Raw genomic sequence first — 19,873 nt, forward strand, 5'->3', positions numbered from 1 at the left:
CCTTGTCGCGATACGTAGGTCAGGTCGAGCCATAGGCGAGCCCTGACAGCAAAGGATTGAAAGCCATACTGTCAGGGCTCGCCTATGGCTCGACCTGACCTACAGATGCTTCACGTCACACTCGCAATGCCCGCGAACAGCGTGGCCCAAGTACTGCCCTGGCGATAGAACAGTGGTGGCTTGCCCAGCGGCGCATCTACCGTCACGCTCTGCCCGCCGGTATGCACGCTGCCGGTCCAGACCTCCACCCATTCAGTGTCGGCTGGCAAGTAGGTGCTCCACCGGTCAACGCCCGGCTGAATGACTGGCGCAACCAGCAGGTCGGCTCCGTACAGATAGCTTTCCTGTAGGGCAAAGGTCGCGGGATCGTCGGGGAAATGGAGGAACAGTGGCCGCTGCACCGGCAGGCCCGTCGCCACCGCCTCTTCCGACAGGGACCGCAGATAGGGCGCCATATGGACATAGAGGCGGGTCATGCGGGCAAAATGCGCCAGGACCTGTTCATCCTCGTCGATCTGCACATTCTCACGCGGGCGGTTGCCCTCATGCCCGCGCATTACGGCGGTGAAGGCGGCCATTTCCGACCAGCGCATGATCAGTTCCGGCGTGCGGACATTGCCGAACAGGCTGGTGTACCCGCCGATATCGCTGTGGTGATAGGCATTGCCTAGCAGGCCCGATGACAGGGCCGCCGTGATGACCGTGCCGATGCCGTCATGCCGGCTGAAATCCACCGACTGGTCGCCTGCCCACAGCAACGGGCAATGGCGCTGCACCCCGCTATAGCCGGCGCGCATGAAGAACAATGCCTCGCCTGTCTTGCCCCGGCTGGCCACGGCACGGGCGTTCACCTCCGCCCACAGCACGGGCCAGGCATTATGGGCCAGCATGCCGGGCGTGCCGTCGTGCAGCCGGACATCGGTCGGCAGATACTCCCCGAAATCCGCCATCCAGCCGGACAGGCCGAAATCCAGCATATTCTGCCCGATCACCCGTTCGGCAAACCATTCGGCGGCGGCGGGGTTGGTGAAATCCACCACGCCGCAATCGAATTCCCCGAAATCGACCGTATAGGTCTCGTCACTGTCCAGCTTCTTTGCCAGATATCCGGCGGCCTCCGCTTCCGGGAAGAAGCTGCCATCAACGCAGAGATAGGGGTTCACATAGCCCAGGAAGCGGATGCCGCGTTCGTGCAGTTCCTTGATCTTCGTATCCAGGCCCGGATAGCGCGTGGCGTTCCATTTCCAGTCCCAGAACAGGCGGCTGCCAAAGCTGGTGATGCGCAAGCCCACCCAATCCTCGCACCACAGGCCCGACAGGGCGGCGCCCGACGCGGCATATTTCTCCAGCCGTTCGAAGCTTTTCGCCCCATCCTTCAACCCCACGATGGCACCTTTCAGCACCCAGTCCGGCAGGGGTGGCTGCCGTCCGAACCGGTCGGACATGGCCGTAACCAGATCGGTGAAGGCATCGCGCGCCCACAGCTCGATGGTCGCGGGTGCCGCCCAGATCTCCAACTCATGCCAGTCCCCTTTGCGGAAATCGAAGGCGCTGTAGGCATTGGTGTCGATATGCAAGGCGTAGCGGCGCGACGAGAGGTATGTCGGCTGCGGATAGTTGGTCTTGTAGTAATCGCCGCCGGCCTTGCCCTTCTGATCGGACTGAAAGGTCAGCAGGGTGGATTTGTCCCGGCCCACGCCGGGTTCCGATGTCCATAGCGGGAAGCGGCGGCCGCGCATGTCGAAATAGGAGAGCTGTTCACCTCCACCCCAGACATGCTCCCCCTTTTCTGCCACCACCCGCAGCCACAGACGGTTGAGCGTAGGGTCGATGGCGTCGATGCGGATGCGGGCATCCTGCGTGCCGCCGGACAGGGTCAGGGTGACCAGGGGTGGCAGGGAAGGGGCGATGGACAGGGCGATGCGGGCGTTGCCATCACTGTCACGTGTCAGGGTCGCGTGGCGCAGGCCCACCCGTTCCTCGATATTATCCTCAATATCGAAGTGGCCATGATACATCTCCACGCGCGGGTCGCCCCGGCCGACATAGAGGCAGGGCGCATCGGACCGGTGGCGCAGCATCGCGCGACCTGCCAGGATCAGGTCGAAGCCGCCATCCGTCTCAACCAATTGCATGTCGTTCCCTTCCCTCAATAGTCCATGCGCGGCGGGGTGCGCCCGGCGTCTGGCTTTCTATTTATCCATACTCTTATGTCTAATATAAGACTTAAGGCATCGCCCTGTCCAGCCATCGGGTTGGGAATGAGGAAATGAGGGCGAAAAGCATAGGGAGGAACGCATGTTCGGGCTGATGCAGGACTGGCCGCTGACCGTGAACCAGATCATCGATCATGCCGCGCGCTGGGACGGGGCACGACCCGTGGTGTCGCGGCGGGTGGAGGTGTCGGCGGACGGTGCCCTGTCCGTTACGGATTATACCAGCCTGCGCGCCCGTGCCCGCCGCCTGACCACGGCCCTACGCGGACTGGGCGTGGGGCTGGGTGACCGGGTGGCGACACTGGCCTGGAACAGCGACCGGCATCTGGAGGCATGGTTCGCCATCATGGGCATGGGGGCCGTCTGCCACACCCTGAACCCGCGCCTGTTCAAGGATCAGCTGCGTTTCATCATCAATCATGCCGGCGACCGCGTGATTCTGGCCGATCCGGTCTTTGCCGGCCTGGTGGCGGATCTGCTGCCCGACTGCCCCACCGTTACTCACGTGGTTCTGTTGTGTGGGGAAGGGGATGTAGACCGCGCCCTGCTGCCACAGGCCATCGCTTATGAGGACTGGATCGCCGTGCATAACCATGACGGGCGCCCCTGGGGTGATTTCGATGAACGGCAGGCGGCGGCCCTTTGCTACACCTCAGGCACCACGGGCAACCCCAAGGGCGTGCTTTACTCCCATCGCTCTACCATGATCCATATGTGGATGACGTTGCAGCCCGATGTCATGGGACTGTCGGTGTGCGATGTGGCCCTGCCCATCGTGCCCATGTACCACGCCAATGCCTGGGGCATTCCGTTGTCCACGGCGGCGGTGGGGTGCAAGCTGGTGCTGCCGGGATCGCGGCTGGACCCGGCCTCCCTCTTGGAACTGATCCACGGGCAGGGGGTGACCTTTGCCGCTGCCGTTCCTACCATCTGGCAGGCTATCATTCAGCATCTGGAACGCCATGGCGGCGATTTCGGGCCGCTGCGACGGGTCATCATCGGCGGTGCCGCCTGTCCCGAAGCGGTGCTGCGCCGGCTGCATGATTATGGGGTGGAGGCACGCCACGCCTGGGGCATGACCGAAACCTCCCCCATCGGCACGCATTTCAAGCTGGTGCCCGAACTGGCCGGAGCGGGTTTTGATGAACAGATGCCGTATCGCATCCGCCAGGGCCGCCCGCCACTCGGCATCGATCTGGCCCTGCGCGGACAGGACGGTGCCTGTCTGCCCCATGACGGGCAGCAGATGGGCCGTCTGCAGGTGCGCGGCCCCGTGGTGGCTGGCGGCTATCTGCATGGCGATGGCGGACAGGTGCTGGATGCGGATGGATGGTTCGATACGGGCGACATTGCCGATATCGATGGCTACGGTTTCATGCGCATCGCGGACCGGGCCAAGGATGTCATCAAATCCGGGGGTGAATGGATCAGTTCGCTGGAGATCGAGAATATCGCCTCCAGCCACCCCAAGGCCGCCCTATGTGCCGCTATCGCCATCCCCGATCCGAAATGGGATGAACGCCCGCTGCTGGTGGTACAGTTGAAGCCGGACATGGATGCCACGGCGGCGGAATTCCTGGCGCATTTTCAGGGACGCCTGTCGAAATGGCAGATCCCCGACGATGTGATGTTCGTACCCGCCATGCCGCTGGGCGCGACGGGCAAGATCGACAAGAAGGTATTGCGGACCATGATCGCCCAACGCTGATAAAAAATCCCCCGGTGCCAGGGACGGCACCGGGGGTGGAGAAGGCATATTGTTGGGACTGAACCCCGGATCAGAAATTGACCCGGGCGGAGGCACCGAAATAACGCTCGGCGTCGCGCGGCGTGATCTGGCGCATGAAGGCGGTGCCGTTCGGAATACGCAGGATCACATACTGCTTGTCGGTGATGTTCTTGGCGACCAGCGACAGACGATACATGTCATCATCCGACGTCCAGGCCAGGACCGCATCCCATGTGGAGTAACCGCTCTGGACCGCGTTGGGGTTCTGGTTGATGTCGAAGCCCTGCTTGGACGTGAACTGTACCGTGTTGGACAGGTTCAGATCACCATTGGGCAGTTCCACCGGCAGGCGCCAGTCAGCCGTGACCGATCCTTTCCATTTGGCGGAGAAGGGCAAGCGTTTGCCATTGATGGCATCGGCGCAGGTCGGGTTGGTGGTCGGGCATTTGAACTTGTCGATGCGGGCCTTGGTGTAGGAAACGCCTCCATTGAATTCCAGGTCGCGGCTGGCGGCCCAGGTAAAGTCGGCTTCCAGACCACGGGTCGACACCGAACCGGCATTGGTCAGGCGGGTCACCACCTGTCCGGCCACCAGTTCCAGATTGTTGGCCTGATACCCGTCATAGACGGTCTTGAAGGCGGCCAAGTTCAGCATCAGGCCCGCCTCGGGGAAGCGGGTCTTCAGGCCGGCTTCATAGGCGTTGGACGTTTCTTCCGAGATGGGCAGCGTGTCAGTGCCAATCATGTTGAAGAAGACATTCAGCGCCGGGCCCTTATAGCCACGGGTGTATGTCGCATAGCCGATGATGTCGTCGGCGAAATCATACTGGAGGCCGGCATTGCCGGAGATGCCATCCTGCTTGGTGGTGCCGGTGGCGGCGAAGGCCGGACGCACGCCGGGGAAGGCGGCGGCGGAAGTGGAACGGCGGGCGAAGTCGAAGGAGACCTTATCCTCCGTATAGCGACCGCCCAGGATGGCGCGGAAATCATCTGTGAAATTGACCGTTGCCTGACCGAAAGCCGCGTAGTTCTTCAGCTTGGTCGTGAAATCGGCATTGCCTTCATTGGTGGTGAAGGTCGATGCGCCGGCCCGGCAGGGCAGCAACCCGTTGACCGCCGCCAGGGTGGTCGCGGTACAGGCCGTGACAGTACGGTTGAAGAAGTCCACTTCCTTTGTGGTGTAGTAGTAAACGCCGGCCACGTAATCGATGAAGTTCTGTCCCGTGGAGGCGATGCGCAGTTCCTGCGTGAACTGATCAAAGCTCAGGTCGCCCCGGTCGTGGGAGCGGACATCGCTGCCCGCCGCACCGGTGGCGACGTAAAGCGGTGCGTCGGAACGGAAGTCACCGTCACGCTGCTGATAATTGTACCAGTGGCGGTAGGCGGTGATGGAGGTGATGGCAGCCGTGCCCAGGTCGATATCGGCCTGCAAGGAGACGCCGGAATTCTTGTCCCGCGTCTTGGGGTCCAGATCGTTGTCGATATCCTTGTTCTTGGCCCCCGGCATCAGCGGGGCCAGCGAGGGCTTGAAAATCTGGTCCTGATAGGCGCCGGGGAAAACCGTGCCGATGCTGTCGGCATAGCCATTGTCGTTGCCCTTGGCATAATCGGCGATGGCCGTGAATGTCACATTCTCCGTGGCATCCAGCACCAGCTTCATGCGCGCGCCATAGCGTTCATAGCCGTTGACGTCATGGCCATTGAACACGTTCTTGCCGTTTCCATCGAAATGGCTGAAGAAACCTGTGACCAGGCCGGACAGCTTGTCCGACAGGGGGCCGGAGACGCCGGCCTTCAGGCGGTACTCGTTGCCCTCATAGTATGATGCCTCGGCAAAGCCCTTGGGCGTGGAGGAGGGCGCGCGGGTGGTGATGTTCACCACACCGGCCGATGCATTCTTGCCGAAGATCGAACCCTGCGGACCGCGCAGCACTTCAACCCGTTCCAGGTCCAGGAAGTCGGCCGTCTGCTGACCGGCGCGCGCATAGACGACGCCGTCAATGACGGTCGAAACCGACGGCTCCACACCCGACGCGAAGGAGATCGTGCCCACACCGCGGATGGAGATGGCGCTATCCTTGTTGGTGTTGCCCTTGCGGAACGTGATGGTCGGTACGCGCTGGAACAGCTGTTCTGCGGAATTAATGTTGGCCTGTTCCAGCTGATCGCCGGTCACGACGCTGATGGCGACGGGCACGTCCTGCAGGTTCTGGACGCGCTTTTGGGCCGTGACGATGATTTCTTCCAGAAGAAAGCCACCATCGGCACTGTTCTGCGCGACGGCGGAGCCGGACAGGCCCATCACCGCCATGGCAGTGCCGGCCGCAAGCCGTCTCAGATGCTTTGCATGCTGCATGTCATTTCCTCCCTGTTCAATTGTCGGCTCCCCTTGTTGGCGGGGTTGCATCATTCCTACCGCATGGTCTTGGGTAAGACAAGAGTTGTATCTTATATAAGAGTTAGAATAGATACTCGTCCAGCCCGATTATGGGGCGCCGCGACGCCCGCCACACGGAAGAAGGAAGACCGGAGATGCCGATGTCCCACCCGCTGCTGCGCCAGCAATGCCTCATCAATGGCGTCTGGCAGGATGCCATGGATGGCGCCACAATCGCTGTTTCCAATCCATCAACAGGTGATGTGCTGGGATCAATACCGCGTGGTGGCCGGGCAGAGACGAAGACCGCCATCGACGCCGCCCACCGTGCCTTTCTGGACTGGCGGACCTGGACGGCGGCGGACCGCGCCAATCTGATGATGAAGCTTCATGATGCCATTCTGGCCAACAAGGCCGAACTGGGCCGTCTGCTGACCCTGGAAATGGGCAAGCCGTTGGCCGAGGCCGTGGGGGAGGTGACATTGGGTGCCGCCTATATCCGCTGGTTCGCGGAGGAGGCGCGGCGCGTCTATGGCGATGTCATTCCGTCCCCTTGGAAGAACCGCCGCCTGCTGGCGGTGCGTGAACCGGTGGGGGTGGTGGGGGCGATTACGCCCTGGAACTTCCCCAACAGCATGATTGCGCGCAAGCTGGGGGCGGCCCTGGCGGCAGGCTGCACCATGGTGGTGAAGCCCGCGACACAGACGCCCTATTCCGCCCTGGCCATCGGGGTGCTTGCCGAACAGGTGGGGTTCCCGCCGGGCGTGTTGAACATCGTTACGGGATCGGCGGCAGAGATCGCGGCAGAAATGTGCGAGAATCCGCTGCTGCGGAAAATCACCTTCACCGGCTCCACTTCGGTGGGCAAGGCGCTGGCGGCCAAGGCCATGGCGCATATGAAGCGGGTTTCCATGGAACTGGGCGGCAATGCGCCCTTCATCGTGTTCGATGATGCCGATCTGGAATCCGCCGTGGCCGGTGCCATGCTGGCCAAGTTCCGCAATACCGGCCAGACCTGCGTCTGCGCCAACCGCATCCTGGTGCAGTCCGGCATCCATGATGCCTTTGTGGAACGCATGGCGACTGCTGTGTCGGCCATGATGGTGGGCGACGGGCTTCAGGATGGGGTGGTGCAGGGACCATTGATCGACATGGGGGGCGTTCGCAAGATCGAGGAACATATCGCCGACGCCGTCGCCAAGGGCGGACGCGTGGTGACGGGTGGGGCGCGGCATGCCCTGGGTGGCAGTTTCTTCCAGCCGACCCTGATCGCCGGTGCGACATCCGACATGGCAGTTGCGCGCGATGAAACCTTCGCCCCGCTGGCCCCCATCTTCCGGTTTGAGACGGAGGCCGATGCCTTGCGCATGGCAAACGACACCGAGTATGGCCTTGCCTCCTACGTCTATACACGGGATCTGGGCCGGGCGTTCAGGATGATGGAGGGACTGGATTACGGTCTGGTCGGCATCAATGAAGGGCTGATCACGACGGAGGTGGCGCCGTTCGGCGGGCATAAGGAATCGGGCGTTGGCGTGGAGGGGTCCCGCCATGGCATCGATGATTACACCACGCTGAAATATGCCTGCATCGGTGGGCTGGGGTAAGGTCGCCGTGGCGGAGCGGGCTGCGACGCCGTCCGCTCCGCCACCGGTCCCAAAACCCTTGATGAAATGCATCAGAACTGTTTTATCTTATATAAGTCTTATCCCGTTGCAAAGGATGCCTCCGCCTCATGGATGCCCCCGGTTACCGTCCCCTTTACCGGCAAGTGTACGACATCATTGTCAACAAGGTGGCGGAAGGCGTCTGGCGGCCGGGCGAGGCCATTCCCAGCGAACATGCGCTGGCCCGCGAACTGGGCGTCAGCCAGGGCACAATGCGCAAGGTGCTGGATGCGCTGACGGCGGAGAAGCTACTGGTCCGGCATCAGGGCAAGGGCACCTTCATTGCGGAAAATACCCAGGAACGGTCCTTGTTCCGGTTCTTCCGCATGGTGCGGCCCGGCGGTGAACGCGTCACCCCCACCATGGGGGAGCAGAGCGTGCGCGTGCGCGCGGCCCGCGTCGCCGACCAGCAGAAGCTGGATCTGGCCAAAGGCGCCAAGGTGGTGGAGATCAACCGCGTTCGGCTGGTCGATGGCAAGCCCACGATCCGGGAGAGCATCATCCTGCCCTCGGCCCTGTTCCCGAAGATCGAGGACCGGATGCCGCTGCCCAACACGCTCTATTCGCTTTACCAGACTGATTTCGGCATCAATATCGTCTCCGCGAACGAAGAACTGCGCGCGGACCTGTCGACGCCCGACGACCAGCGCCTGCTGAACGCCCCCGTCGGCGCGTCGATCCTTTGCATCGACCGCGTGGCCCTGTCACTACAGGACCGCCGCGTTGAATGGCGCCTCAGCCGCGTCTACGCCCGCGACCTCACCTATTCGGTGACGTTGAACTGACCTACGCCCGATTTTGATCGCCGCTATCTGCACGTCGTTCCATTTGGCTTTTGCGTAGTGCGGATTAGGCGTCAGCCGTAATCCGCGCTACGCTTTGTAAACCCCTGCCAGTGCTGTGAATTCCGCGACCTGCGCTTCCACCCATGCCTGATCGCGGCCCAGTTCGGCGGCCAACACCTGCGCGACTGCGGGGACGGCGGCAACAGCAGCTTCGGCGTTCAGCAAAAGGGCACGGGTGCGGCGGGACAGGACGTCCTCCACCGTGCGGGCCATCAGGTAACGGGCGGCGTAGGCGGCTTCGCCCAGGGCATAGGGCAGGTCTTGATGCATCGGGGCATCCCAGCCGGGCTGTTCGGCCAGCACGGCCCGCACCCGGGGCGCGTCGGCGCCATAGGCGGCCAGCGGGTCGCTGCTGTCGATGCCGTCGCGCGGGGCCCAGCCGTGCAGGCGCAGGTCCCTGGTGGGGCTGGACGTTGGGGTGAAGCCGGCCACCTTCGCTGCGGCGTCGACCGTCTGTTCGGCCATCTCGCGATAGGTGGTCCATTTGCCGCCCGTGATGGTGACAAGGCCGCTGTCCGATACCATCAGCACATGGTCGCGTGGCACGGCGGAGGTACCCGATGCGCCTTTCACCTTTACCAGGGGGCGTATGCCGGTAAAGATCGACAGCACATCCGATCGGGTGGGCGCACGGGTCAGGTACTCTGCGGCATGGTCCAGCAGGAACTGGATTTCCGCCTCCTGCGCCCTCGGCTCCAGACTTGCCGTCTCGATGGGCGTGTCGGTGGTGCCAATCACGGTGCGGCCCAGCCAGGGCAGCACAAACAGCACGCGGCCATCGGCGGTCTTGGGGATCAGAATGGCGTCATCACTGGCCAGGAAACCGGGGTCCAGGACGATATGGATACCCTGGCTCAGCGACAGACCCTCGGCCAAGTCGGGCCGGTCCATATGCCGGATATCATCCATGAAAATCCCGGCGGCATTCACCACGGCCTTGGCCTGGATGCTGTATTCCGTGCCCGTTTCCATATCCCGCGCGGTCACGCCTGCGATGCGGCCATCCTCTTTCAGCAGGCCCGTGACGCGGACATAGTTCAGCAGGGTGGCGCCATGGTCGGCGGCACTGGCCGCGATGGTGATGGCCAGACGGCTGTCGTCGAACTGCCCGTCATAATAATGGATGCCGCCGACCAGACCCTTGGTCTTCACGGTGGGCAGCCGCCGCATCACCTCGGTTCGCGACAGCAGGCGGGAGCGGCCCAGGCCCAGTTTCCCGGCCAACAGGTCATAGGCGAACAGGCCGGCCCCATAGAATGCCATGTCCCACCAGCGGTAGCAGGGCACGACAAAGCCCTGCCGCCGCGTCACCTGCGGCGCGTTGGCCAACAGCCGACCGCGTTCATGCAGGGCGTGGCGGACCAGGGGGATGTTCCCCTGCGCCAGATAGCGCACACCGCCATGCACCAGCTTTGTGGCGCGCGACGAGGTGCCCTTGGCGAAGTCATGCCCTTCGAGGAGAAGCGTACGGTACCCGCGCGCGGCAGCATCCAGAGCCGTGCCCAGACCCGTGGCGCCGCCGCCGATGATGACAAGGTCCCAGATGCCGCCAGCGGCCAGGGCAGCGATCCCGCTTGCCCGGTTCAATCCCATGTTCATGCCACCCATCCGCGTGATTTCTCCACGGCCCTTGTCCATTGCGTGTAAAGCCGCTCGCGCTCTGCGGTGCTCATCCCCGGCTCAAACCGGCGGGCCAGTTTCCAGGTGGCGCGGATTTCGTCGCGGTCCTGCCACAGGCCCGTAGCCAGCCCGGCCAGATAGGCCGCCCCCAGGGCCGTCGTCTCCGACACGCGCGGCACCTCCACCGGTACGCCCAGAAGGTCGGCCTGGAACTGCATCAGGAAGCTGTTGCCCACGGCCCCGCCATCGGCGCGCAGTTCGGTGAGTGCGATGCCCGTCTGCGCCTCGATGGCGTGGGTGACGTCGCGGGTCTGATAGGCCATGGCCTCCAGTGCGGCGCGCGCCAGATGCGCCCGGCCCGTGCCGCGCGTCAGCCCGGCGATCAGGCCCCTGGCATACGGGTCCCAATGCGGCGCGCCCAGGCCCGTCAGGGCCGGCACGAAATAGACCCCGTCATTCTGCGGGATGGAGCGGGCCAGTTCCTCCGTCTCCGCCGCCGCCGCGATCAGGCCCAGCCCGTCACGCAGCCACTGCACCGCCGCCCCCGTGACGAAGATCGCCCCCTCCAGCGCATATTCAAGCGGCTGATCCCCGATGCGCCAGGCCACGGTCGACAGCAGCGGGCCAGGATCGCGCAACGTACTGGACCCCGTATGCATCAGCAGGAAGGACCCGGTGCCATAGGTATTCTTGGCCAGTCCCGGCCCATGGCAGGCCTGACCGAACAGGGCCGCCTGCTGATCCCCCGCCACGCCGGCAATGGGAATGCCGCCGGCGCCTAGGAACCCGTCCGCCGTCGTATGGCCCAGCACAGCCGACGATGACCCCACCTCCGGCAATCCCCGCGCCGGCACATCCATCAGGGAAAGCAGCTCATCATCCCAAACGCCGGCATGGATATCGTAAAGCTGGGTCCGCGCTGCGTTTGACGGGTCGGTGACATGGGCGACCCCGCCCGTCAGGTTCCAGATCAGCCAACTGTCGATGGTGCCGAACAGGATATCGCCCTTCTCCGCCCCCGCCCGCAGGCCGGGCACATTCTCCAGCAGCCAGCGCAGCTTGGTGCCGGAGAAATAGGGATCAATGACCAGTCCGGTCTTGGCGCGCACCATCTCCGTCACGCCCGTGCGCGACCGCAGATCGTCACAGAAGGCCGCCGTCCGCCGGTCCTGCCAGACGATGGCGCGGTGCGCCGGTTCGCCCGTATGCCGGTTCCAGGCCAGCACCGTCTCGCGTTGGTTGGTGATGCCGATCCCGCGAAGGTCCCGCGCCGACAGTCCGGCAGAAGCCAGCGCCCGGCCCGCCGTATCCAGCGTCACCCGCCAGATCTCCGCCGCGTCATGCTCCACCCAGCCAGCCTGCGGGTAGTGCTGCGTGAACTCGGCATAGGCCCGCCCGACAATATGCGTTTCGCGGTCAAAGATGATGACGGTCGTTCCCGTCGTCCCCTGGTCAATGGCCAGGATATGGTCGGTCATGGTCGTTCCTCCCCTTTGCCTGTCCCTTATACGCTCAACTTACTGTCTCTTCCCGCAAGGTCTTGCGTGCCATCCAGAACAAGGTGGAGGCCAGAAAGCCGAACAGGGTGAAGATCACCAGCGACCAGCGCACGCCCTCCGCCTTGCCCAGACCCATTGGTCCGCTCAACAGATCCGACACGGCGCCCACGCCGAGAGGACCCAGTCCCAACCCTACAAGATTGATGATCAACAGCAGTACTGCCGTGGCGGTCGCCCGCGTCTGTGGCCGCACCAATCCCTGCACAGCCGCATATCCCGGCCCGTACCAAAGCGTGTTCAACACGGGTGGAAAGGCCAGCATGATCAGGGCCAGTGTCGTATCCTCCACTGTCAGGCCGACCATATAGAAGGGGATGCCCAGGGCCGTCGATACGGCGGGGATGGACATATAGGCGCGCAGGTCCTTGGCCCCATGCTTGTCCGCCAGATACCCGCCCAGCCAGGTGCCGACGGCACCGGTCAGGCCCAGGATAAGCCCAAGGGCCACGCCCAGGAACCCCGCCACGCCCAGCCCGAAACCATCGGCCATGTCGGTCAGGCTTTCGGAATGATTGCGAAAGAAGAAGGGGGCCAGAAAGGAGGCGGCGCCATAGCCGATGAAGGCCTTGATGGCGGCCCCGAAGGCGATCAGCCAGAAGGCGCGCTTGCCCTTCAGCTCTACCAGCGCCTCGCGCAGGCTGGGTGCCGATGCCCGCCGGGCGGCAAGGTCGGCGGCCAGCATCTGCCGGCGCGGTTCACGCAAGGTCAGGGCGGCGACAATCGCCATCAGGATGCCCGGCGCGCCGGCCACCAGAAAGGCTGTGCGCCAGCCCCAGGCATCGCCGATCAACCCGCCCAGCACCATCCCGAACAGCCCGCCCAGCGGCGTGCCCAGCGAATAGAAGGCCAGGGCCGACGCGCGGCGTTCGCGCGGCGTATAATCGCTGATCAGGGAATGGGCGGGTGGGGTGCATCCGGCCTCTCCCACCCCGACACCGACGCGGCACAGCACCAGCTGTACGAAATTCTGCGCGAAACCGCAGAGCATGGTGAAGCCGCTCCACGTTCCCACCGCCGCCGCGATGATCAGGGGCCGATTGCCGCGTTCCGCGACGCGCGCAATGGGAATGCCCAGGAACGTGTAGAACAGGGCGAAGGCCAGCCCCGTCATCACGCCAAGCTGCCAATCGGCCAGATGCAGTTCCTGCCGGATGGGTTCGGCCAGGATGGCGACGATCTGCCGGTCCAGGAAGTTCAAGATATAGATGATCAGCAGCACCCAAAGCGCGTAGCGCCGGTACCCGTCACTGACGGGCGGGGGCCCGGCCTGTTGGCTCTGCTGCACGTTTCTGCCTCCCGATGATTTTTATTTATATCGTTCAGAATTCAGCCGATCAGTTCGATCCAGCCCAGCACGAACAGGGCGATGAAGGCGGTCTCTGCCACGACCATGGCAATGGCGGCGCGGCCCACCTCCATGATGTCCTTGGCCGATGTCTTCATGCCCAGCGCCGCGACCGAGATCAGCAGCAGCCAGCGCGACAGTTCCGTCAGGACCGACGTGACCGGTGCGGGTACCCAGCCCGTGCCATTCAGGAACGCCAGCACAACGAACCCGATCAGAAAGCCGGGCAGAGGGGTCACCTTGGCCTCGCCATCATCGGCGGTACGGCGGCGGGCGGCCAGCAGGGTGATGGCGATGACGACGGGCAGCAGCATGGCGACCCGCATCAATTTGACCACCGTGGCCGTATCGCCGGCCTGCGGTGACTGGCTGTATCCGGCCCCCACCACCTGCGCCACGTCATGGATGGAGCCACCGAAGAACCGGCCTGCCTGTACCGCATCCAGTCCCAGCCAGCCGCCGATGGCCGGATAGGCCAGCATGGCCATGGTCGACAGGCTGGTGATGCAGGCGATGATGACGACGGTATCCCGCTCGCTATCCTTGCGTGGCCAGGCGGCGGCGATGGCCATGGCAGCAGACGCACCGCAGATACCCACGGCCCCGCCCGACAGCACGCCGAACCGCCCACCAACCCCCGTCAGTTTTGACAGGACCCAGCCGAAGCCGATGGTCAGTGGCACGGCGCAGGCCACCATGGCGGCCGTCGACCAGCCCAGGTCACCGACCTGCGCGAAGGTGATGCGCAGGCCCAGCAGCGCCACCGACAGGCGCAGCAAGGTGCGGGCCGACAGGGCAATGCCGGGCGCATAGCGTGGTTCCCCCGGCAGGGTGTTCAGCGCCATGCCAAGCAGCAGGGCAAAGACCATCGATGGGGCGTTGTAATGGTCGGACAGGTAGGTGGCCGCCAGCGCCACAACGATGGTGGCGATCAGACCGGGCAGGACGCCGCGCGCCCAGGCCAGCCTGTTACTGGCGGCGGGGCCTGCGGCCACGCTCATGCCCCCAACTCTTCCAGCACCGCACGGGCTGTCACCTCACTGACGCGGGCATTGCTCTCATCCGTGACGCCGGCAATGTGGGGCGTCAGGATCAGGTTGGGCACATCCTTGAATATCGCACCCGATACGGCGGTGACCGGTTCGGTGGCGAACACGTCCAGGGCGGCCCCCCCCAGCGCTCCAGCTTTCAGCGCGCTACACAGGGCCGCCTCATCCACCACGCCGCCGCGCGCCGCATTGATGAGGATCGCGTCCTTCTTCATGCGTGCCAGGGCGGCGGTGTCGATGATGTTGGTGGTGGACGGGGTCAGCGGCACATGCAGGCTGACAACATCGGCGGTGGCCAGCATTGTTTCCAGCGACTGCCGTTCCACCTGTACCCAGGCCGGGTGCTTTTCCGGCAAATGCGGGTCATAGGCGGCGACGGAAAAGCCCAGGGCCCGCGCCTTCTGTGCCGTCAACCGGGCGATGGCGCCATACCCGACCAGTCCCAGCCGCTTGCCTGCCGCTTCTCGTCCCATCAGGTCGGTGCGCGGCCATTCGCCTGCTGCCACGCGGGCAGACGCGAACCAGGACCGGCGCAGAAGCATCAGCGCCGCCGTAATCACATATTCGGCCACCGCCAGATCATTGGCGCCCGTCGCGGGTCGCACAATGATGTTGCGCGCGGCACAGGCGGCCATGTCGATATTGTCCAGCCCGACGCCCAGCCGACCCACGACCTTCAGCTTCGGCGCCTGATCCAGCAGGGCCGGACGCACCTGCGTGCGGTTGCGTACCACCAGGGCACGGGCATCGGTCAGCGCGGCGGCCAGCCTTTCGGGCTGATCCACCAGCTTGGGATCATACAGGACGTCGTGGCCCGCCAGGACATTGGCGATGGCATCCTCGTCCATGAATTCGGTGATGACGATGTCGGGCATCTTTGCCTCTCGATATTGTGTTCGAGCGGGGTACTCCCTCACCCTCCCAAGCCTTCCGGCTTGGACCCCTCCCTCTCCCGCTAAGCGGGCGAGGGGCGAAATTGAACCCCTCGCCCACGAAGGTGGGAGAGGGAGGGGCCCATTGACGCTGGTCAATGGGAGGGTGAGGGTTACCCCACCAGCCCCAAAATCTCTGCATGCAGGGCCGCCGGGATGGTCACCCCGTCTGCCGCTGCCTTCTGCCGCAATGCCAGCCGCCGGTCGCCCGGCAGACGCGCCGGGGCCTCACCGGCGACCGTCAGCAGCAGATGCGCCATCTGCTCGGCATAGCCGTCACCACCGAAACGGGCCGGGTCCAGCACGATCAGCAACTGGCCCAGGTCGGGCGGGCCGCCATCGCCATCAAAGAAGCCGCTGGCGTTCCAGCCGAAATTGCCACCGACCAAGGCGGCGCAGATCACCTCGATCATCAGCGCCAGGGCCGCCCCCTTGGCCCCGCCGATGGGCAGCAGCGATCCGGCCAGTGCCGCCTTGGCATCCGTGGTCGGGTTGCCATCGGCATCCAGGGCCCAGCCTTCGGGGATGGGCTTGCCGGCCTTGGATGCCGCCATGATCTTGCCGCGCGCCGCCACCGACAGGGCCATGTCGATGACCAGCGGGGCCCGCCCCGGCACGGGGGCGGCAAAGGCTATTGGGTTGGTGCCCATTAGCGACCGCCGCCCGCCGGGCAGGGCCATGGCCGCCGGCGTATTGGCAAACGCAAAGGCTACCAGCCCCTGTTCGGCCAACCGTTCGACATGCCGCCCGGCCTGTCCGAAATGGTGGGAACGGTGGACGGCTGCCGCAGCGACACCAGTCCGTGCCACCAGCGGCAGCAGCCGTTCAATGGCCAGATCGACGGCGGGATAGGCAAAACCATGGCCCGCATCAATGCGAACCCCGGCTTCTCCCGCCGCCAGGGCCACCGGCACGGCAAGGCCATCCACCTTCCCGACCCGCGCATGCAGCGTGTAGGAGGGGACGCGGGACAGGCCGTGACCGGCCTGTCCATCCACCTCCGCCGCCACCAGTGCGGTCGCCGTGGCCGCCGCACTGGCTGGGGAAACGCCGGCCTTTACCAGCGCCCCCATTGCCAGACGGTGTGCTTCTTCCAGGCTGAGCGTAACCGTGCTCATGCCGACCGGTACAGCTTGGTCATCACGAACTCCTTATGCCCCAGGGCTTCCGCCGCTGTCAGGCGACCGTTGGAGGTTCGGGCGATCATGTCGATCAAGGCGTCGCCCGCCTGATCGATGGTCATATCACGGCGCACAATGCCGGACACGTCCACGTCCACATGCTCGCTCATCAACCGCACGGTACGCGGGTTGCCAGTGATCTTGATGACCGGCATGATCGGGTTGCCGATCACATTGCCCTGACCCGTGGGGAAGCAATGGACGACATAGCCGGCGGCGGCCTGCAACGTACAGCATTCGGCGGCGGCGGAAGAGGTATCCATGAAGTAGAGACCCGGCCCCTTGGCCGGTGCCTCCGCCGGTTCCAGCACGTCGATATAGCTGGTCTTCTTGCCGATCTTCTCCAGGTTGCCCAGGGCCTTTTCCTCAATCGTCGTCAGGCCGCCGGCAATGTTGCCCTTGGTCGGCTGGCTGTCGGACAGGTCGGACGTCTTGTGCGCCTCGATCACGTCATCCTGATAGGATTGCCAGGTCTTCATGAACTTGGCGGCCACTTCCGGATTGGCGGCGCGGGCGGCGGCCAGATGCTCGGCCCCCGTCAGTTCCGACGTCTCCCCGAAGCAGCCATAGAGCCCCAACTCCACCATCTTGTCATACATATTGCCGACGGTGGGGCACGACGCCAGACCGGTCGTCGTATCGCTCTCCCCGCACTTGGCCGCCACCCACACCTCTGACAGCGGGCATTCGGTGCGGACCCGTTCAGAGGCCCATTGCGAGAATTCCTTGGCCTTGCGGCTGGCTGCGGCGACGGTGGCGATATCGCCATTGCCTTCGATCCAGAAGCCGGCAACCGGCTTGCCCGTGGCGGCGATGCCGTCCACCACCTTCTGGGTCCAGCCTTCCTCGATCCCGATCACGACACAGGCCGCGACATTGGGATTGGCGCCGGTGCCGATGATGGTACGGAAATGCAGGTCCAGGTCGGCGCCGAACTGCAACCGGCCGTAGGAATGGGGCAGGGCGATGGTGCCCTGGATATGGGCGGCCACCGCCTCGCATGCCGCGTTGGAGATATCGTCCAGCGGCAGGATGGCGACATGGTTGCGCACACCGACGCGGCCATTTTCGCGGCGGTAGCCCCAGATCTTCAGATCAGCATAGTTCATGATCCGGGTTCCCTTACCAGCGCTTGGTTTTCAGATTATGGGTATGGACATGGGCGCCCTTGGCGATGGGCTGCACCACCTTGCCAATATCCTCACCATATTTGATGACAGTGTCGCCGACTGCGAAATCGCGCAGCGCCACCTTGTGCCCGATCTGCACGTCCTGATTCACGATCGTGCGAAACTCGCTGTTATCCTCGGTCACGACGCACAGCATGTCGGTGCCGGCTTTCAACCCCTCCACAACCACGACGCCGACATTGTCGCGCCGGTCATGGACCAGAAGATGTGGTGCGCCCACTTGGAGCCTCCCTTGTTCGTTGGCGGTATTCGCTGGAAATCTGAAGTCTTATATAAGACACATATGTTCACAAGGTCGCCTTCTTGGCAAGGGACCTTTTTAATGATTTTCAGGAATGGCGGTATTCCGCCGATTTTCGCATTGACTTTGCCCTGGAAAGCGTCCCTTCTGTCAGCGGTCTTATATAAGAGCTGGTGACATGACGAACCCGCCATCCGACCCAAAACGCCCCTTGCGCAGCGCCCGCTGGTTCGCGTCCCCCGACATGCGCGGCTTCGCGCATCGGCAGCGGACGCAGCAGATGGGGCTGCGGCGTGAGGAGTTCATGGACCGCCCGGTGATCGCCATTGTGAACACCTGGAGCGAGATGAGCCCCTGCCACATCCATCTGCGCGATGTCGCCGACGCCGTGAAGCGCGGGGTGCTGCGTGCCGGCGGCTATCCGGTGGAACTACCGGCGCTCAGCGTGGGGGAGGTGATGGTGAAGCCCACCACCATGCTCTACCGCAACTTCCTGGCCATGGAGGTGGAGGAGCTTCTGCGCTCCCACCCCATCGACGGGGCCGTGTTGCTGGGCGGGTGCGACAAGTCCACGCCTGGGCTGCTGATGGGGGCGATCAGTGCCGGGCTGCCAGCGATCTATTGCCCCGCCGGTCCGATGGCCAATGGGCAATGGCGCGGCACCAAGACGGGGGCGGGTACCCATACCAAGAAGTATTGGGATGAGCTGCGTGCCGGAAACATCACGCCTGCCGACTGGCTGGACCTGGAATCGCGGATGACGCGGTCCATCGGCACCTGCAATACCATGGGTACGGCATCGACCATGACGGGCATCGCCGACGCGATGGGCATGACATTGCCCGGTGCGTCGTCGATCCCGGCGGTTGATAGCGGTCACCGCCGCATGGCGTCCCTGTGTGGCGAACGCATTGTGGCGATGGTGGATGAGGACCTGACGCCACAGAGGATGCTGACCCGCGATGCCTTCATGAATGGGGTCGTCGCCTATATGGCACTGGGCGGGTCCACCAATGCCGCTGTCCATATGATGGCCTTGGCAGGCCGTGCGGGGGTTGCCCTGTCGCTCGACGATCTGGCCGCCGCCGCGCGGCGCATCCCTGTCTGCGCCAACCTGTTCCCGTCGGGCAATGCCCTGATGGAGGATTTCTTCTTCGCCGGCGGGATGCGAGCCCTGCTGTGGAAGCTGCGCGACCACCTGTCGCTGGAATGCCTGACAGTGACGGGCCGCACGCTGGGGCAGGAGATCGCGGAGGCCGAATGTTACGATGATGATGTGATCCGCGACGTGTCCAACCCTGTGGTGCCGCTGGAACGCGGGGCCAGCCTGGCGCTGCTGCGTGGCAATCTCTGCCCCGATGGCGCGGTGATGAAATCATCGGCGGCTGATCCCCGCCTGCTGTGCCATACAGGCCGGGCCATTGTCTTCGACAGTAACGCCCAGATGCTGGCCGCGATTGACGATCCGGCCCTGGATGTCGATGCCGACAGCGTCATCATCCTGCGCAATGGTGGGCCGGTGGGTGCACCCGGCATGCCGGAATGGGGCAATCTGCCCATCCCGAAGAAGTTGCTGGCCCAGGGCGTGCGCGACATGGTGCGCATTTCCGATGCCCGCATGTCGGGTACCCATTACGGTGCCTGCATCGTGCATGCCGCACCAGAGGCGGCGGTGGGCGGCCCGCTGGCGTTGGTTCAGACGGGTGACCTGATCCGGCTGGATGCCGTGGCCGGCACGCTGGACATGCTGGTCGATGAGGATGAACTGACCCGCCGCCGTGCCGCCTGGACCCCGCCGGCAAACAGCTATGAACGCTCCTACGCGGCCCTATACAAGGCGCATGTGACCCAGGCGCCGCAAGGCTGCGACTTCGACTTCCTGGCCGGTACCGCCAAGGTGCCGGAACCGCCGATCTATTGAG

At 64.3% G+C, this 19,873-nt stretch carries 14 protein-coding genes; 4 read left to right on the forward strand and 10 right to left on the reverse strand.

All coding sequences use genetic code 11. From position 1 onward, the window contains the following. Positions 1-110: 110 nt before the first annotated feature. Entirely contained in the window at positions 111-2,135 is a 2,025-nt protein-coding gene (locus tag ACT6Q8_RS06540) for an alpha-glucosidase (RefSeq protein ID WP_444734944.1), read from the reverse strand. A 163-nt stretch (positions 2,136-2,298) separates the two neighbouring features. Here ACT6Q8_RS06540 and ACT6Q8_RS06545 point away from each other — a divergent pair, with 163 nt between their 5' ends. Further along, positions 2,299-3,924 carry a long-chain fatty acid--CoA ligase gene (locus ACT6Q8_RS06545; RefSeq protein WP_444734945.1) on the forward strand — a complete coding sequence of 542 codons (1,626 nt, stop codon included), beginning with the start codon at positions 2,299-2,301 and terminating at the stop codon, positions 3,922-3,924. Positions 3,925-3,994: 70 nt separating this feature from the next. Here ACT6Q8_RS06545 and ACT6Q8_RS06550 read toward each other — a convergent pair whose 3' ends face one another. Then, complete coding sequence (locus tag ACT6Q8_RS06550) at positions 3,995-6,301, reverse strand: TonB-dependent receptor (RefSeq protein ID WP_444734946.1); 2,307 nt, start codon at positions 6,299-6,301, stop codon at positions 3,995-3,997. Between the two features lie 176 nt (positions 6,302-6,477). Between ACT6Q8_RS06550 and ACT6Q8_RS06555 the strand changes: the two genes are divergently transcribed. Both ACT6Q8_RS06555 and ACT6Q8_RS06560 read left to right on the forward strand, forming a co-directional pair. Continuing rightward, positions 6,478-7,929 carry an NAD-dependent succinate-semialdehyde dehydrogenase gene (locus tag ACT6Q8_RS06555; RefSeq protein WP_444734947.1) on the forward strand — a complete coding sequence of 484 codons (1,452 nt, stop codon included), beginning with the start codon at positions 6,478-6,480 and terminating at the stop codon, positions 7,927-7,929. Positions 7,930-8,057: 128 nt separating this feature from the next. After that, the gene (locus ACT6Q8_RS06560; protein ID WP_054166171.1) at positions 8,058-8,774 is read left to right on the forward strand and encodes a GntR family transcriptional regulator; all 717 of its coding nucleotides are present in this window, start codon (positions 8,058-8,060) and stop codon (positions 8,772-8,774) included. Positions 8,775-8,861: 87 nt separating this feature from the next. Here ACT6Q8_RS06560 and ACT6Q8_RS06565 read toward each other — a convergent pair whose 3' ends face one another. From ACT6Q8_RS06565 to ACT6Q8_RS06600, 8 genes are all read right to left on the reverse strand, one after another. Continuing rightward, entirely contained in the window at positions 8,862-10,433 is a 1,572-nt protein-coding gene (locus tag ACT6Q8_RS06565) for a glycerol-3-phosphate dehydrogenase/oxidase (RefSeq protein WP_082371971.1), read from the reverse strand. Continuing rightward, positions 10,430-11,932 (reverse strand): glycerol kinase GlpK, encoded by a 1,503-nt coding sequence (gene glpK, locus ACT6Q8_RS06570; RefSeq protein ID WP_444734948.1) that lies wholly within the window; start codon positions 11,930-11,932, stop codon positions 10,430-10,432. The genes ACT6Q8_RS06565 and glpK overlap by 4 nt, the downstream gene beginning before the upstream one ends. A 34-nt stretch (positions 11,933-11,966) precedes the next feature. After that, complete coding sequence (locus tag ACT6Q8_RS06575) at positions 11,967-13,298, reverse strand: spinster family MFS transporter (RefSeq protein ID WP_054166169.1); 1,332 nt, start codon at positions 13,296-13,298, stop codon at positions 11,967-11,969. A 41-nt stretch (positions 13,299-13,339) separates the two neighbouring features. Next, positions 13,340-14,359 carry a YeiH family protein gene (locus ACT6Q8_RS06580; RefSeq protein WP_444734949.1) on the reverse strand — a complete coding sequence of 340 codons (1,020 nt, stop codon included), beginning with the start codon at positions 14,357-14,359 and terminating at the stop codon, positions 13,340-13,342. After that, positions 14,356-15,282, reverse strand: a complete 927-nt coding sequence (locus tag ACT6Q8_RS06585; RefSeq protein WP_444734950.1) for a hydroxyacid dehydrogenase — start codon at positions 15,280-15,282, stop codon at positions 14,356-14,358. The genes ACT6Q8_RS06580 and ACT6Q8_RS06585 overlap by 4 nt, the downstream gene beginning before the upstream one ends. 170 nt (positions 15,283-15,452) lie before the next feature. Beyond that, positions 15,453-16,457 (reverse strand): Ldh family oxidoreductase, encoded by a 1,005-nt coding sequence (locus tag ACT6Q8_RS06590; RefSeq protein WP_444734951.1) that lies wholly within the window; start codon positions 16,455-16,457, stop codon positions 15,453-15,455. Continuing rightward, positions 16,454-17,629 carry a UxaA family hydrolase gene (locus ACT6Q8_RS06595; protein WP_444734952.1) on the reverse strand — a complete coding sequence of 392 codons (1,176 nt, stop codon included), beginning with the start codon at positions 17,627-17,629 and terminating at the stop codon, positions 16,454-16,456. The genes ACT6Q8_RS06590 and ACT6Q8_RS06595 overlap by 4 nt, the downstream gene beginning before the upstream one ends. Positions 17,630-17,642: 13 nt before the next feature. Further along, a complete protein-coding gene (locus ACT6Q8_RS06600; RefSeq protein WP_444734953.1) occupies positions 17,643-17,930 on the reverse strand; it encodes a UxaA family hydrolase in 288 nt (95 codons plus the stop codon). Between the two features lie 199 nt (positions 17,931-18,129). Between ACT6Q8_RS06600 and araD the strand changes: the two genes are divergently transcribed. Further along, entirely contained in the window at positions 18,130-19,872 is a 1,743-nt protein-coding gene (gene araD, locus ACT6Q8_RS06605) for an L-arabinonate dehydratase (RefSeq protein WP_444734954.1), read from the forward strand. The last annotated feature ends 1 nt before the right edge of the window (position 19,873 follow it).

The sequence above is a fragment of the Niveispirillum sp. genome, assembly GCF_052437035.1.
GTDB lineage: Bacteria > Pseudomonadota > Alphaproteobacteria > Azospirillales > Azospirillaceae > Niveispirillum.

What these genes read in the sequence shown, in the direction of transcription:
- ACT6Q8_RS06565 (WP_082371971.1), bottom strand. Translation starts at nt 10,433, where the DNA reads ATGAACATGGGATTGAACCGGGCAAGCGGGATCGCTGCCCTGGCCGCT.
- ACT6Q8_RS06540 (WP_444734944.1), bottom strand. Translation starts at nt 2,135, where the DNA reads ATGCAATTGGTTGAGACGGATGGCGGCTTCGACCTGATCCTGGCAGGT.
- glpK (WP_444734948.1), bottom strand. Translation starts at nt 11,932, where the DNA reads ATGACCGACCATATCCTGGCCATTGACCAGGGGACGACGGGAACGACC.
- ACT6Q8_RS06580 (WP_444734949.1), bottom strand. Translation starts at nt 14,359, where the DNA reads ATGAGCGTGGCCGCAGGCCCCGCCGCCAGTAACAGGCTGGCCTGGGCG.
- ACT6Q8_RS06590 (WP_444734951.1), bottom strand. Translation starts at nt 16,457, where the DNA reads ATGAGCACGGTTACGCTCAGCCTGGAAGAAGCACACCGTCTGGCAATG.
- ACT6Q8_RS06555 (WP_444734947.1), top strand. Translation starts at nt 6,478, where the DNA reads ATGCCGATGTCCCACCCGCTGCTGCGCCAGCAATGCCTCATCAATGGC.
- ACT6Q8_RS06545 (WP_444734945.1), top strand. Translation starts at nt 2,299, where the DNA reads ATGTTCGGGCTGATGCAGGACTGGCCGCTGACCGTGAACCAGATCATC.
- ACT6Q8_RS06550 (WP_444734946.1), bottom strand. Translation starts at nt 6,301, where the DNA reads ATGCAGCATGCAAAGCATCTGAGACGGCTTGCGGCCGGCACTGCCATG.
- ACT6Q8_RS06585 (WP_444734950.1), bottom strand. Translation starts at nt 15,282, where the DNA reads ATGCCCGACATCGTCATCACCGAATTCATGGACGAGGATGCCATCGCC.
- ACT6Q8_RS06560 (WP_054166171.1), top strand. Translation starts at nt 8,058, where the DNA reads ATGGATGCCCCCGGTTACCGTCCCCTTTACCGGCAAGTGTACGACATC.
- ACT6Q8_RS06595 (WP_444734952.1), bottom strand. Translation starts at nt 17,629, where the DNA reads ATGAACTATGCTGATCTGAAGATCTGGGGCTACCGCCGCGAAAATGGC.
- araD (WP_444734954.1), top strand. Translation starts at nt 18,130, where the DNA reads ATGACGAACCCGCCATCCGACCCAAAACGCCCCTTGCGCAGCGCCCGC.